At 64.8% G+C, this 13,274-nt stretch carries 13 protein-coding genes and 1 pseudogene; 4 read left to right on the top strand and 10 right to left on the bottom strand.

What is annotated here, in order from left to right; all coding sequences use genetic code 11:
* The 4 genes from BLX41_RS26825 to BLX41_RS26810 all read right to left on the bottom strand — a co-directional run.
* Positions 1-919 (bottom strand): ABC transporter substrate-binding protein (locus tag BLX41_RS26825; protein ID WP_123727336.1); only part of this gene is annotated, 919 nt, incomplete at its 3' end.
* Complete coding sequence (locus tag BLX41_RS26820; protein ID WP_123727335.1) at positions 885-1,724, bottom strand: ABC transporter ATP-binding protein; 840 nt, start codon at positions 1,722-1,724, stop codon at positions 885-887. The genes BLX41_RS26820 and BLX41_RS26825, both read right to left, overlap by 35 nt.
* Complete coding sequence (locus tag BLX41_RS26815; protein ID WP_011061470.1) at positions 1,721-2,791, bottom strand: acyl-CoA dehydrogenase family protein; 1,071 nt, start codon at positions 2,789-2,791, stop codon at positions 1,721-1,723. The genes BLX41_RS26820 and BLX41_RS26815 overlap by 4 nt, the downstream gene beginning before the upstream one ends.
* Positions 2,792-2,840: 49 nt before the next feature.
* Positions 2,841-3,401 (bottom strand): carboxymuconolactone decarboxylase family protein, encoded by a 561-nt coding sequence (locus tag BLX41_RS26810; RefSeq protein ID WP_123727334.1) that lies wholly within the window; start codon positions 3,399-3,401, stop codon positions 2,841-2,843.
* 104 nt (positions 3,402-3,505) lie between these two features.
* Here BLX41_RS26810 and BLX41_RS26805 point away from each other — a divergent pair, with 104 nt between their 5' ends.
* A complete protein-coding gene (locus BLX41_RS26805) occupies positions 3,506-4,417 on the top strand; it encodes an AraC family transcriptional regulator (protein WP_123727333.1) in 912 nt (303 codons plus the stop codon).
* Between the two features lie 8 nt (positions 4,418-4,425).
* Here BLX41_RS26805 and BLX41_RS26800 read toward each other — a convergent pair whose 3' ends face one another.
* Positions 4,426-5,952: an MFS transporter gene (locus BLX41_RS26800; protein WP_123727332.1), complete on the bottom strand. Its 1,527-nt coding sequence runs from the start codon at positions 5,950-5,952 to the stop codon at positions 4,426-4,428.
* Positions 5,953-6,039: 87 nt separating this feature from the next.
* Here BLX41_RS26800 and BLX41_RS26795 point away from each other — a divergent pair, with 87 nt between their 5' ends.
* Positions 6,040-6,966, top strand: coding sequence for a LysR family transcriptional regulator (locus BLX41_RS26795; protein WP_123727331.1), 927 nt, complete (start codon positions 6,040-6,042; stop codon positions 6,964-6,966).
* A gap of 4 nt (positions 6,967-6,970) precedes the next feature.
* Here the strand turns inward: BLX41_RS26795 and BLX41_RS26790 are convergent, their stop codons facing one another.
* Genes BLX41_RS26790 through BLX41_RS26770 form a run of 5 tightly spaced genes read right to left on the bottom strand, consistent with a single transcriptional unit; the run spans position 6,971 to position 10,748 of the window.
* The gene (locus tag BLX41_RS26790) at positions 6,971-7,642 is read right to left on the bottom strand and encodes a methionine ABC transporter permease (protein WP_123727330.1); all 672 of its coding nucleotides are present in this window, start codon (positions 7,640-7,642) and stop codon (positions 6,971-6,973) included.
* Positions 7,639-8,616 (bottom strand): methionine ABC transporter ATP-binding protein, encoded by a 978-nt coding sequence (locus tag BLX41_RS26785; protein WP_123727329.1) that lies wholly within the window; start codon positions 8,614-8,616, stop codon positions 7,639-7,641. Before BLX41_RS26785 ends, BLX41_RS26790 begins: the two co-directional genes overlap by 4 nt.
* Entirely contained in the window at positions 8,613-9,422 is an 810-nt protein-coding gene (locus tag BLX41_RS26780) for a MetQ/NlpA family ABC transporter substrate-binding protein (protein ID WP_123727328.1), read from the bottom strand. The genes BLX41_RS26785 and BLX41_RS26780 overlap by 4 nt, the downstream gene beginning before the upstream one ends.
* A 30-nt stretch (positions 9,423-9,452) precedes the next feature.
* On the bottom strand, positions 9,453-10,490 hold the full coding sequence (locus tag BLX41_RS26775; protein WP_123727327.1) for an isopenicillin N synthase family dioxygenase: 1,038 nt from the start codon (positions 10,488-10,490) through the stop codon (positions 9,453-9,455).
* 42 nt (positions 10,491-10,532) lie between these two features.
* Positions 10,533-10,748 (bottom strand): TOBE domain-containing protein, encoded by a 216-nt coding sequence (locus tag BLX41_RS26770; RefSeq protein ID WP_102865121.1) that lies wholly within the window; start codon positions 10,746-10,748, stop codon positions 10,533-10,535.
* A gap of 243 nt (positions 10,749-10,991) precedes the next feature.
* On the opposite strand from BLX41_RS26770, the gene BLX41_RS26765 reads away from it, so the two are divergent.
* Positions 10,992-11,813 (top strand): aldo/keto reductase, encoded by an 822-nt coding sequence (locus BLX41_RS26765; RefSeq protein WP_123727326.1) that lies wholly within the window; start codon positions 10,992-10,994, stop codon positions 11,811-11,813.
* A 198-nt stretch (positions 11,814-12,011) separates the two neighbouring features.
* A pseudogene (locus tag BLX41_RS36380) lies at positions 12,012-13,274 on the top strand (hybrid sensor histidine kinase/response regulator); the annotation flags it as partial.

Here is a 13,274-nt window from a genome sequence, read left to right as displayed (position 1 = left end):
CCCCACGGCCGCCGGCCGCCGGCGCCAGTACCCGGTTGAGCACCTGGGGCGCATGGGGCGTGTAGCGGTTGGCGCCGTCCTTGGACAGCAGTTGCGCGGCCTCGGCACGGTGGTCGCGGGTCCAGAGCTGGGCCTTGACGATGGCGTTGACCACTTTCTGCGACCACTCGGGACGGTTGTTCAGGTCGTGCTCATGCATGAACACCACGCAGCAGGCGTGATTGCGCCAGACGTCCCCGGTAAAGCGCTGCACCCGGCCGACCTTGAGTTCCTCGGCCAGGGCATTGAACGGCTCGGCGACGATGTAGCCGGCAATGCGCTGGCTGGCCAGGGCCGGCGGCATGTCCGATGGCGGCAGCACCAGCAGGTTGACCTCGTTGGCGCCCAGGGCGCTGCCGGCGGCCTTGCTCACCGGCACCAGGCCGTTGTCGCGAAACAGTTGCTGCACCACCACGTTGTGGATCGAGTACCAGAACGGGATCGCCACCGACTGCCCCGCCAGTTGCTTGATCTCGGTAATGCCCGGGGCCACGGTCAGGCCGGAGCCACCAACGTGGTTCCAGGCCACCACCTTGGCCGGCACCCGGCTGCCGTAGCGGGCCCAGACGGTCATCGGCGACAGCAGGTGAATCACGTTGACCTGCCCGGAAATGAACGCCTCGATCACCTGCGCCCAACTGCGCAGCAGCACCGGGCGCTCGGCCTTGATGCCCTCGGCCTCGAACAGGCCGTTGTTGTGGGCCACCAGCAAGGGCGTAGCGTCGGTGATCGGCAGGTAGCCGATGCGCACCGGCGCGTCCGGTTCCTGGGCGGCGCGGGCCTGCAGGCTGTTGAGCAGCGGCAAGGCGCCGCCGGCGGTCAGCAGCGCGCTGAGTTTGAGGAAGTCACGACGCGTGTGAGTGAAGTCGTCCAGGCACATGGTCAATCTCCGACGGTGCAGGCAATGGGGAATTAAGGGGGTTGCGGCTCGCCCGCCGAAGGGTTTTGAGAATCTCGATACGCAGGGCGCCCAGTTCCTCGATCCGTTCGGCACGGGGCGCCGGCAGGTCGATGTGCCACTGGCCGAGGGTGCGCGCCGGGCTGTTACCCAGTAGCAGCACCCGATCGGACAACAGCAGGGCTTCGTCGATGTCGTGGGTGATCAGCAGCGCCGCGGTACGGTGCTGGCCGATCACCTTGAGCAGCAGTTGCTGCATGTCGGCCCGGGTCACTTCGTCCAGGGCGCCGAAGGGTTCGTCCAGCAGCAAGACTTGCGGCTGCCGGGCCAGGCAACGGGCCAGGGCCGTGCGCTGGGCCATGCCACCGGACAGTTGGGCCGGATAGCGCTGGCGGGCGTGTTCCAGGCCCACTGCGGCAATCGCCTGGTCGATGCGTTCCTTGCGCTGGCGCGGGCTCAGGTGCGGCTGGCGGGCAAAATCCAGGCCGAAGGCGACGTTGTGCTCCAGGTTCAGCCAGGGCAGCAGGCTGGGGTCCTGGAATGCCACCGCGACCCGCGGATGAGGGCCGTCGAGGGGCTCGCCCAACAGGCTGACCTGCCCGGAGTGGGGCTTCTGCAGGCCGGCCAGGACCCGCAGCAGGCTGGACTTGCCGACCCCGCTGGGGCCGAGAATGGACACCACCTCGCCGGCCTGCAGGTGCAGGTCGAAATCCTCCAGCACCGTGTGCCAGCCTTGCGCCGCGGGGTAGCCGAGGCTGATCGCCTGTGCGTTCAACAGGCCGCTCATGCTGCCGCATTCCGCGCCTGGCGTTGCAGTTCGGCGCGCAGTTGCACCAGGCTCGGGGTGACGATGGGCACAAAGGCCGACTCCCGCCAGCGCCGGGCAAAGCCGCTGCCGAACTCGCTGAGGTAGGCCTTGCCGCCGCTGGCCTGCAGCTCCAGTTGCACGGCGTTGGCGGTGGCTTCCGCCAGGGCGATGCGCACCCGGAACAGCGCCCCGGGCTGGCTCAGGAAGCGCCCGTCGAGCAGACCGCTCTTGAGTTCGCCGACGGTCTGTTCCAGGTGCTGGCGTTGTTCCAGCAAGGGTTCGTGGAGGATCGAACGGGCGCCCTCGACGTGCTTTTCCACCTCGCTCAGGGCCCGGCGCGCCAGGCCGATGGCCAGGGCGCATTGCAGGCCGAGAAAGGCCGGGCGCACCGCCGGCAGGAACACCCGGGCATCCTCGTGCAGCAGCCAGTCACGGGCCACCGCCACCTGGTTCAGTTCCAGGGCAGCGGTGTTGCTTGATTGCAGGGCCATCAGTTGCAGGTCATCGGAGCGCTGCAACCCGGGCAAGGCATCGGGGATCGCCAGGATGAACGGCGCGCCGCCCTCCTCGCGCTCGATGGCCGCCGCCACCACGAACCCGCTCTTGCGCAAATTGGTGACCCAGTGCAAACGACCGTTGAGGCTCCAGCCCTGCTCCTGTTCCCGGGCCCGGACCTGCAAGGCCTCGATCCCCGAGAGAAACTTCATGGCATTGGACAGCCCGGTGGCACCGGCCAGCTCGCCGCTGAGCAACGACGGCAGCAGGCGCTGGCGCAAACCGGCATTGGGGCTGTGCAGCAGGTATTCGATAAAGGCTCGCTGGCCCCAGCAGACAAAAGCCGCCGCCAGGGAATGGCTGGCCACGCTGGCCATGACTTCCAGGGCATCGGTCAGGTCGCCGCCGCTGCCGCCCTGGGCCGGGTCGATACCGACCCGCAGCACCTCGGCGCCCGCCAGCCGGGCGAGGACCTGCTGCGGGTCGCACTGGCCCTGGTCGAGTGCCTGGGCCTGGGCATCCAGCCATTCACTCAATTGCGCATCGAGCATGTGGTTTTCTCCTTGAAGGGGGGCGCCGCGCAACCGCCGGCGCCCTGGCTCATTGACCTTGCACTGACCAGCGATACTTGGCCAGCTCGGGGTTCAGTTCAGTGCCGGCGAACACGTTGGCGAAGTTGCACAGGGTGGCCAGGCTGATGCCCAGGATCACTTCCAGCGCATTGCCTTCGCTGTATCCTGCCGCCTTGAACCGGGCATAGCCGGCGTCGCTGACCTTGCCCCGGGTGGCGATCACTTCCCGGGCAAATGCCGCCAGGGCTTCCAGCCGGGCTTCGGGCAAGGTGCTCTGCTCGCGCAGGGCGCTGACCACCGGGTCCGCAAGTTTGGCCTTGTTCAGGGCCACCGCGGTATGACCTGCGACACAGAAATCGCAGCCATGGGTGGTGGCGGCGACCAACTGCACCACTTCCCGCTCCGCCAGGCTCAGCTCGGCCTTGGCGTTGAGGCCCGAGACCGTGACGTAGGTTTCCAGGGCCGCCGGGGCGTTGGCCAGGATGCCCAGCAGGTTGGGGATGTAGCCGGAATTCTTCAGGGCATTTTCAAGAAATGGCCGGGCGGCTTCTGGGGCGCTGTGCAAGGTGTGTAGAGTGACGCGGGACATGGAGTGGACTCCTGCTGTGTAGGTGTGCGTCAAGTCTGTTGGTTATAAGAATTCCTATCCATATTCTAAAGTAGCGATTACTTGCTCCTGAGTGTTTCCCTTAGATGATTTCATCAAGCCCCTTGGTTGATTGGTTATTAGAAGGCCTGGAACTGGACGCCAGCCTGTTTCATGTCGGGCGCTACTGCGGTGGCTGGCACGCCAGCACCCAGGGGCTGGCCCGGGCCAGTTTCCACCTGATCGTCCAGGGTCATTGCTGGCTGCACATCGATGGCGTGCCCGAGGCCCTGCGCCTGGACGCCGGGGATGCGGTGTTTCTACTCCAGGACCTGGGCTATCGACTGTCCAGCGCCCAGCAGTCCGCGGTGGCGCAACAACTGCCGCGCATGGCCATGACGGCCCTGGATTCCAGTGCCCAGGATGGCGTGGGCCTGGTCTGCGGCTTCTTCCATTTCAAGTCGGGATTGTCTTCGCTGATCATCGACGGCCTGCCGGGCTGGTTGATCCTGCGGGCCGGCGATCCGTCCCTCAGCGCCGCCCGTGCACTGTTCCAACTGATTCTCGACGAGTGCCAGCGCCCCCCGGCGCCGTCCTCGGCCTTGCTGGAGCGTCTCAGCCACCTGCTGTTCCTCTATGTGCTGCGCCAGCAGGTCAACGACAACCAGGACCTCGGCGGCCTGGTGGCCCTGGCCCGGCACCCGGGGTTTGCCCCGCTGCTGGAGCAGTTGATCCAGCAACCCGGCCAGCCCTGGCCCCTGGAAAGCATGGCGGCCCTGACCGGGCTGTCGCGTTCGGCATTCTTCAAGCGTTTCAATGAACTGGCCGGGCAGTCCCCGGGGCAGGTGCTGCTGGCCCTGCGCATGCGCCACGCCTGCCAGTTGCTCAAGGCCAACCAGACCGTGGAGCAAGTGGGCGCGGCCGTGGGCTATCAGTCCATCGCCGCATTCACCCGGGCCTTCACCAAGGCCGTGGGCCTGCAACCAGGGGCCTATCGCAAGCAGCATGAAGGGCGCTGATTCAGGCTTCAGGGCACTACCGGGCAGTCCGCCGCCCGGGGCCGACGCAGTACCAGGGCACTGAACACCGCGGCAAGCAAGGTGATGCCCGCCAGGACCTGCAACAGGCTGGCGAAGGCATTGCCGTAGAGTTGCTCCATCCTCGGCAGCCCCAGGGCGAGGGACTGGACGCCGGACATATCGCCCATGACCATGGCGTTGGCGGCGCTCTCCAGGCGGCCGCCGTCAATGGCTTCCAGCGTGGCGCCATCGGCCATTTCGCGCCACAGGAATGCCTTGAGCAAGGCCAGCCCCCCCGCCACGCAGATGGCTTCGCCACAAGCGCGCATGGTGGTGAAGATGCCGGTGGCCATGCCGGCCCGCTCCACCGGTACCTGACTGATGGCCAGATCGTCCATAAGCCCCCAGGGCAGGCCCGTGCCGATGCCGATCACCAGCAGCGGCCAGACCATCGACATCCCGGCCTGCCCCACCGGCACCTGACTGAGCCAGAGCAGACCGCCGGCGGCAATGAGCAGGCCCAGGCATGCAAGGGCGCCGGCGCTGACCCAGCGCGTCAGCAGCGCCGCACTGAAGGGCACTATGGCCATCGGTGCCGACAGGGCAATCATCAGCACCCCGGCCTGCCATTCACTCAGGCCCTCGGCACCGATCAGGCGTAGCGGCAGGATGATCAACAGCACGATAAAGCAGGTGGCCGTGGCCACCGGCAGGAGCTGAATGCCGACAAAGCGCCAATAGCCGAACAGCCGCAGATCCAGCATCGGTCGCCGCTGCCGTTGCTCCACCCGGATGAAGGCCCCCAACCAGAGAACCGCGCCGGCCAGCAGGCCCCCGACCTCGAAGCTGCCCAGGCCGTGTTGGGGAATCTGCATGATGGCAAAGGTGAGAAACACCAGGAAGGCGCTGAATGTCAGGCTGCCGAGCTTGTCCAGGCTGCCGGCCTGTGGGTCGCGGCTTTCCTGCATGCGCGGTACACCAAGGATCAGTACCGCGATGCCGATCAGCGCCCCGAGGAGAAAGATCGCCCACCAGCCCAGACCTTGTACCAGGGCCCCGGCGATCACTGGCCCCGAAGCCAGCCCCAGGCCAAAGGCGCTGCCCAGCAGACTGAAGGCCTGGGTCCGCGCCCGCCCTTCGAACACCTGGGCCAGGGACGCCGCACCGGCGGACATGGCCAGGGCGGCGGCGATGCCCTGCAGGCCGCGCAACAGGTCCAGCACCAGCACATTGGGCGAGAAGCCGATCACCAGCGAGAACAGGGTGAAGCTGGCCATGCCCAGGGTAAAGATGCGTTTGCGCCCATAACGGTCGGCCAGGGTTCCGGCCACCATCACCACGCTGCCAAAGCTCAGGGCGAAGGCGTTGATGACCCAGGCCAGGGCCAGCGGGCTGCCCCCCAGGGCGCGCTCGATGGCCGGCAGCGCCATGGCCGGACCGGTGTACTCCAGGGGCAGGATCAAACCCGCCGCACACACGGCGAACAGCACCCAGTAACGATCGGCAGAAGATATGACGGGGGGGATCGAGGACATGGCAGGGATTCCGGATAACAGGGACTGCGATGCTATTGCTGCACTTTACGCATTGACATGTCCGCAACATCAAAAGCAAATTGCGCCATGCGCAAAAATCAAGACAACGCCGCTTGGCGAATATTCTTCCGGGTGGTGGAGCGTGGCAGCCTGACGCTGGCCGCCGAGGACCTGCACCTGGAACCCTCCTCCGTCAGCCGTCAGCTCACCGCCCTGGAGCGGCGACTCAACAGCCAATTGCTCAATCGCAGTACCCGCAAGATCAGCCTGACCCCGGTCGGCACCCGGGCTTATGAGCAGATGCGGCCGCTGATCGAGGAAATGGATGCCCTGCTGGCCGGCCTCGATCAACAGCAGACGACATTGTCCGGGCGGCTGCGGGTCAGTGCCCCGGTGGCCCTCGGGGAGCGCCATGTGGCCACCTGGCTGGCGGCCTTTCAGCAGCGCCACCCGCACATCGTCCTCGATCTGCTGCTGTGCGACCGGGCCCTGGATCTGATGGCCGAGGGCATCGACCTGGCATTGCGCGTCGGCCACCTGCCCGCTTCGTCCCTGGTGGCCCGTCCCCTGGGAGCGTTGTCCCATGGACTGTATGCCAGCCCCGGCTACCTGCAGACCCACGGCACGCCGCAACATCCCGGGGACCTGCCGGCCCATCGGGCGCTGATCTATTCCTGGATGACCGAACACAGCCCGAGCCAACTGACACTGACCCGCCAGGGCCAGGTGGAGAACGTCGAGCTCAATGGCAGTTTCTATCTGAATAACGTCGGCGCCATACGGGCCGCATTGCTGGCTGGGGCCGGCCTGCATGCCGGGCCGGACTGGTTGCTCGACGAAGCGTTGCAACGGGGCGAATTGCGCCGGTTGCTGCCGCAATGGCAATTACCCGCGCTACCGGTGAACCTGCTGCGTCTGCACAGTCGCTTCGTCCCGGAGCGGGTCAGCGCCCTGAGCGACTGGCTGGCCGAGTGCTGGCAGCAACTGCCCGGCCCCAGGCCGCCCGTGACTTGAGGACTCAGCGGCGGTGCGCCAGGGAGCGCACCAGCCTGTCGCCGCAGCTCTGTACTCCCTGCACCAGCAACACCAGGACCAGCACCGTGGCCACCATGATCTGGTTGTTGAAACGCTGATAGCCGTAGCGGATCGCCAGGTCGCCCAGGCCTCCGCCGCCGATGACCCCGGCCATGGAGGAAAAGCCGATCAGCATCACCAGGGTCAGGGTCAGCCCCGCCAGCAGTGCCGGCAAGGCTTCCGGCAGCAGCGCCTTGAAGATCACATGGCCGATATGCCCGCCCATGGCCAGGATCGCTTCGATCCGGCCCTTGTCCACTTCATCCAGCGCGTTCTCGACGATCCGCGCGAAAAATGGAAAGGCGCCGATGGTGATGGGCACCACCGCGGCAGTGCTGCCCAGGGTGGTGCCCACCACCAACCGGGTCAGGGGAATCAAGGCGATCAGCAGCACCACAAAGGGCAAGGAGCGCCCCAGGTTGACCAGGGCCCCCAGCAGGCGATTGAGCCGTGGCATCGGGGACAGGCCGCCCTTGCGGCTGACGAACAGCAGCACGCCCAGAGGCAGGCCGATCAACACCGTGAACAACGAGGCCAGGAGCACCATGTACAGGGTTTCGCCGGTGGCGTTTATCAGCAGTTGCGCCAGTTCCTGCCAATCAATACTGCGATTCACAGGCGTTCACTCCGGATGCCTCGCTGGGCCAGGGCCGTCAGCAGTTGCTGGAATTTTCCGACGTCGGCACCGGCGGCAGCGATGCGCAGGCGCCCTACCCGCCGGCCGCCCACCGACTCGACACCGCCGGCCAGCACCTTGAGCTCCAACGCTTGCTGGCGACTCAGTTGCGCAAGCAGCGGCGCGGCACGCTGGTTATCGAAGAACGTCAGCTCGGCCTCGGGCTGGTTGCCGTTGAACGGCAGGTTGTAGCCCGGCAGCAAGGCGCGGCCCAGGGCCGATTGCGGGTCCGCGAGCAATTGGCCAATCGGACCACACTCCAGCAGCCGCCCCTGGGCCAGGGAAGCGGCATGGCTGCAGATGGATTTGACCACCTCCAGCTCGTGGGTGATCAGCACGATGGTCAGCCCCAGTTCGCGGTTGATTCGCGTCAGCAGTTGCAGGATCGAGGCGGTGGTTTCCGGGTCCAGGGCGCTGGTGGCTTCATCCGACAGCAGATAACGCGGGCCCGCGGCCAGGGCTCGGGCAATCCCTACCCGCTGCTTCTGGCCACCGGAGAGTTGGGAGGGAAAGGCCTGGGCCTTGTCGCTCAACCCCACCAGCTCCAGCAGTTCCAGGACCCGGGCCTGACGCTGCGGCCTGCCCAGGCCGGCAATTTCCAGAGGCACTGCGACGTTGTCCTGCACCGTGCGTGAATGCAGCAGGTTGAAGCCCTGGAAGATCATGCCGATGCCCTGGCGCTGCCTGCGCAGCTGGCCTTCGGACAGCGTGCCGAGGTCCTGGCCATCGATCAGGATGCGCCCGCTGCTGGGGCGCTCCAGCAGGTTCAGGCAGCGCAGCAGGGTCGACTTGCCGGCACCGCTACGGCCGAGAATGCCGTAGACCGCGCCGTCGGGTACCGCCAGGGACACCCGATCCAGGGCCGGTGGCTGGCCCGCGCCATAGACCTTGCTGACCTGCTCCACCTGGATCATGGCTGGCGATCCGCAACCGGGATTACCGAGCCCGCGTACGTCTCGGTTATGTACTTGGCCACTTCAGGAGAATTGAGGTCCCTGGCCAACTGCCGGATGCGCGGGTCGTCCTGCAGTTTGGGGGTGGTGACCAGGATATTGGCGTAGGGATTGTGTTCGGCCTTCTCCAGGCCCAGGGCATCCTTGGCCGGCACCAGGCCCGCTTCCAGGGCGTAATTGCCGTTGATCACCGCCAGGTCGACATCTTCCAGGGCCCGGGGAATCTGCGGCGATTCGATTTCCAGGATCTTCAACTGCCTGGGGTTGTCGGCGATGTCCTTGGGGGTGGCCTGGTCACGAGCCGGATCACTGAAGCCGGGCTTGAGGCGGATCAGTTGGTAGCTCTGCAACAGGTACAGGGCGCGGCTGAGGTTGGTGACATTGTTGGGCACCGCCACTGTGCCGCCCTGTGGCACCTGATCGAAGCTCTTGTGCCGCTGGGAGTAGATGCCCAGGGGTTCGATGTGCACGCTGGCGGCCACCGCGAACGGCTGGCCCAGGGCCTGTTCCTGAGACTTGAGATAAGGCAGGTGCTGGAAGTAGTTGGCGTCCACGTCACCGTGGGCCAGCAACTCATTGGAGTTCACGCCGTTGGGAATCTCGATGATCTGCAACGCCAGTTGCGGATCGAGCTTCTGCACATACGCGAGGATCTGCGCGTGGGGCACCGGGTCTGCCGCGACCCGCAATGGCTGCGCAGCGACGGCCGGCAAGAGCTGACCCAGGCCGGCCAGCAGCGCCAGGGCAAACAGGTTCTTCTTCAACATGGCTATGTCCTTGGGTCGGCGAATCGGGGATCAGGCACTCAGGGCCTTGGGTACCAGGGCATCGGGGTAGAAGCGCTGGGCGACGTCGGGGTGGGAGCGCAGGCGACCCTTGAGGTAGTTCCAGCCCACCTCACGAAACAATGGATTGTCCGGATCGCTGGCCGGGCCCCGGGCTTCCTGCAACAGCGCTGCGGGCAAGGGATACAGCGGCACTCGGGCGTCCAGTTGGGCGCCGAGGAAAAAGGCAATGGACAAGCGATCGCGATCCGCCGGTGGCGAGAGTACCCGATGCACCGTGGCCCGCAGGTAGCCGTGGGTGGCCAGCTCCAGCAGCTCGCCGATGTTCACCACCAGGGTGTTGTCCCTGGGGAGCGCGTCGATCCAGCGGCCCTCTTGCACTTCCACCTGCAGGCCGGCCTGCTGGTCCTGCAGCAGAAAGCTGAGGAATCCGGAGTCCTTGTGGGCGCCCACGCCCTGGTTGCTCTGCCCCGGAGCGCGGCCGGGATAGCGGATCAGCTTGATGTGTTCATTGGGCCGTTCGCCGTACAAGGGATCGAAGGCGTGCTCCGGCAATGACAGGGCCTGGGCAAAACCTCGCAGCAGGCGCAGGGACATGCGGGTCATTGCCTGTTGCCATTCCAGCAACAGGGGCTTGAGCTGCGGCAACTGGGCCGGCCACTGGTTGGGCCCTTGCAGGCGAGCCCAGGGCGGGCTTTGCGGATCCAGGGGCAAGGCCTCGCGCTCGGCCCCCAGGTCGAACTGCTCGCGCAGGTCCGGCTGGCCCCGGGTGATCTCCGAGGCCGCTCGGTTATAGCCGCGAAAATGCGCTGAATGGATCATGCCCACCGCCGCCTTGTCGGCGTCGGGCAAGGCAAAGAAGGCCCGGGCCTGATCCTGCACCCGACGCAGCAGGCCAGTGTCGATGCCGTGCCCGGTGAGGTAGAAGAACCCGACATCCCGCGCCGCCTGGCGCAGGCTCTGGAGAAAGGCCTGGCGCTGCTCCGGGCGCCCCTCCAGCTGGCTCAGGTCGAGTACGGGTAACGCGGTGATATCCAGCGAGTGCGGCATGTTTCACTCCCCTGTGAATTGACGACGTCCGAGGTGCGCGGCTCAGAGCTTGGCGATGGACACTTCGGTGGATTTCACGAAGGCGATCACTTCGCTGCCGATCTTCAGTTCCAGGTCGCGCACCGAGCGGGTGGTGATCACCGAGGTGACGATGCCCGAAGCGGTCTGCACGTCGATTTCCGAAACCACCTGGCCTTCGTGGATCTCCTTGATCACGCCTTTGAACTGGTTGCGTACGTTGATCGCTTGAATGGTCATGCTGAAAAATCCTCTGCTGGCACCGGACTCTGAAATTGAGCGGCTGGTGACAAACATGCACCTTTGGCCAAAGCCTTCAAAGGAATAAATAATTAGTATTTTATTCCTTTTGAGAATATGAGCTCTCTGCCCTTTTCCCTGATTTTCAGCGCTCGAGTGCATCGGCGCGCCCTTGACCGTTGCCGGCGGCTTTGTTTCCCTGTGCCTCCACAGTCAACTCGTGACAGACACCAGGAGGTAGCCATGCGCACGCTGAAACTCGCGGACACACAGGTTCCGGTCATTGGCCAGGGCACGTGGCGGATGGGCGAGGATCGCCGGCAGCGGGACCAGGAAATCGCTGCACTGCGTACCGGTATCGACCTGGGCATGACCCTGATCGACACCGCGGAAATGTATGGCGAAGGCGGCGCCGAGGAAGTGGTCGGCCAGGCCATTGCCGGCCGCCGTGACCAGGTGTTCCTGGTGAGCAAGGTGTATCCCCACAATGCCAGTCGCAAAGGCTTGCCCCTGGCCTGCGAACGCAGTCTGCAACGACTGGGTACCGAGGTCATCGACCTGTACCTGCTGCACTGGCGCGGACAATATCCACTGGCGGAAACCATCGAGGCCTTCGAGCGGCTGCGGGAAGCCGGCAAGATTCGCCGCTGGGGAGTCTCCAACTTCGACGTGGCTGACCTGGAGGAACTTGATTCGCCGGCCTGCGCCACCAATCAGGTGCTGTACAACCTGGAGTCGCGGGGTATCGAGTTCGACTTGTTGCCCACCTGCCAGCAGCGGCGGATGCCGCTTATGGCCTATTGCCCGATCGGCCAGGGCGGCGCCCTGCTGGTTGAGCCGGTGTTGCAGCACATTGCCCGGAACCACGGGGTTACCCCGGCCCAGGTGGCCCTGGCCTGGTTGCTGCGCCAGGACCAGGTGCTGGTGATTCCCAAGGCAGTGCGCCCGGCGCACCTGCGGCTCAATGCCCAGGCCGGCGAGCTGCAACTGGAACCCGAGGATCTGCAAGCCCTGGATCAAGTATTTACTCCACCCCGGTGTAAACAGCGCCTGGAGATGGTCTGAAACCGCTATAGCGGAATGAGAAACTTTCAAGCCCTGGAAAAGTTACAAAAGACTAGTCGCAGGAAGATGACCGAGAGGAAATCTGCTCTTTCAGACAAACAACTAAGTTTCCGATAAGGACCATAAAACTACTTTGTACCCAGTTATTTAAGAATTGTCTGATCCCTACTTGGCATGCCCCCCAATTACAGTTGGCGCATGAGATTAAAAAGCTACCTGCATCAGATCAATCCCCTTTTTTCCACTCCTGAAGCAGCCCGTCGGCTGCTTCGTGTCGTGGCGCTGATTCTTTTGATCGGCTTGCTGGGCGCCGTTTACAACTTCATGCGCTCGAGCATCAGCAATGAACTGTCACAACGACGCAGCTACATGAGCAGCGCCATTGCCGAAGCCCAGACGTTCTTCACCAGCCGCGAAGCCCTGCTGGAAAGCCTGAGCCTGTCCGCCGTACACAAATCCCTGCAAAACGAGACCTATGAGCCCAATGCCGACTCGGCTGAGGAAATCCACTTGCAACTGGGGGGCCCCGGAGAAAACCAATGGGGGGTCTGGCTCACCCAGCGCATGCGCGACTACCTGAGGAACAAGCAGCTGAACCTGCTCTATGTCCACGACGGCGAGCAGCCTCAGGTGCAACGCCTGTTCAGCACCCAGCCCGAAGCGGCATCTCTGCCTAAACCGCTGCAGGCCAAGCTGGCCTCCCTGAAGTTTTCCGAAGTCCCGCTGGGTGAAGAGTTGTGGCTGATGGACCACTCCTCGAGCGCTGCCCAGTTGTACATCTTCACTCGCCTTGACGAACGCTTCGCCAACTCTGGCTGGCTGGGCCTGGAGATGGACGGCAAGAATGTCTCCGCCGCCCTCAGTGACCAGAGCGCCGGGGATTTCATGATGTTCAACTCCCAGGGCGGGCTGATTTTCAGCAGCACCCCCAGCGCACAACTGAGCGAAGACGTGCAGCAGGTCAAGGGCGGCAGTTTCTTCGGTTTTCTCGGCGGCCGCTGGTGGCCCGACCACCTGGTGATCCGCAAGCAACTGGGATCATCGGACTGGCAACTGGTGTACTCCTTCGACCTGCACAATCTGCTCAAGAGTCTTTGGCCGCAATTGCTTGCGGCCTTGCTCATCAGCCTGTTCGGCATGACCCTGATCGGCTTCTTGACCCACTGGGTCGAAGTGCGCCTGATCGCTCCGGCGCTGGACCGGATCCAGGCCCTGGTCGAAAGCGAAGCCTTCAGCCGCGACGTGATCCAGATCGCCCCGGTAGCGCTGTGCGTGCTGCGCCGCAGCGATGGCCGGGTGGTGCTGGAGAACACCCTGTCCCAGCAATGGCTGGGCAATGGCACCGAACGCGATCAGCTGTGTGCCGGCTGGATCGAGCAGGCCTTCGATCCCAACCGGCCCAATAGTTCGGATTACTTTGAAACCGCCGATGGTCGCCATCTCTACCTCAGTTCGGCACCG

This window comes from Pseudomonas protegens, assembly GCF_003732485.1.
GTDB lineage: Bacteria > Pseudomonadota > Gammaproteobacteria > Pseudomonadales > Pseudomonadaceae > Aquipseudomonas > Aquipseudomonas protegens_B.
The sequence above is the reverse complement of the archived record's forward strand: the minus strand, read 5'-3'. Positions and strand labels throughout refer to the sequence as shown.

Excerpts from the sequence above, each read along its gene's own strand:
- BLX41_RS26820 (WP_123727335.1), bottom strand. The coding sequence starts at position 1,724 with ATGAGCGGCCTGTTGAACGCACAGGCGATCAGCCTCGGCTACCCCGCG.
- BLX41_RS26815 (WP_011061470.1), bottom strand. The coding sequence starts at position 2,791 with ATGCTCGATGCGCAATTGAGTGAATGGCTGGATGCCCAGGCCCAGGCA.
- BLX41_RS26810 (WP_123727334.1), bottom strand. The coding sequence starts at position 3,401 with ATGTCCCGCGTCACTCTACACACCTTGCACAGCGCCCCAGAAGCCGCC.
- BLX41_RS26805 (WP_123727333.1), top strand. The coding sequence starts at position 3,506 with ATGATTTCATCAAGCCCCTTGGTTGATTGGTTATTAGAAGGCCTGGAA.
- BLX41_RS26800 (WP_123727332.1), bottom strand. The coding sequence starts at position 5,952 with ATGTCCTCGATCCCCCCCGTCATATCTTCTGCCGATCGTTACTGGGTG.
- BLX41_RS26795 (WP_123727331.1), top strand. The coding sequence starts at position 6,040 with ATGCGCAAAAATCAAGACAACGCCGCTTGGCGAATATTCTTCCGGGTG.
- BLX41_RS26785 (WP_123727329.1), bottom strand. The coding sequence starts at position 8,616 with ATGATCCAGGTGGAGCAGGTCAGCAAGGTCTATGGCGCGGGCCAGCCA.
- BLX41_RS26780 (WP_123727328.1), bottom strand. The coding sequence starts at position 9,422 with ATGTTGAAGAAGAACCTGTTTGCCCTGGCGCTGCTGGCCGGCCTGGGT.
- BLX41_RS26775 (WP_123727327.1), bottom strand. The coding sequence starts at position 10,490 with ATGCCGCACTCGCTGGATATCACCGCGTTACCCGTACTCGACCTGAGC.
- BLX41_RS26770 (WP_102865121.1), bottom strand. The coding sequence starts at position 10,748 with ATGACCATTCAAGCGATCAACGTACGCAACCAGTTCAAAGGCGTGATC.
- BLX41_RS26765 (WP_123727326.1), top strand. The coding sequence starts at position 10,992 with ATGCGCACGCTGAAACTCGCGGACACACAGGTTCCGGTCATTGGCCAG.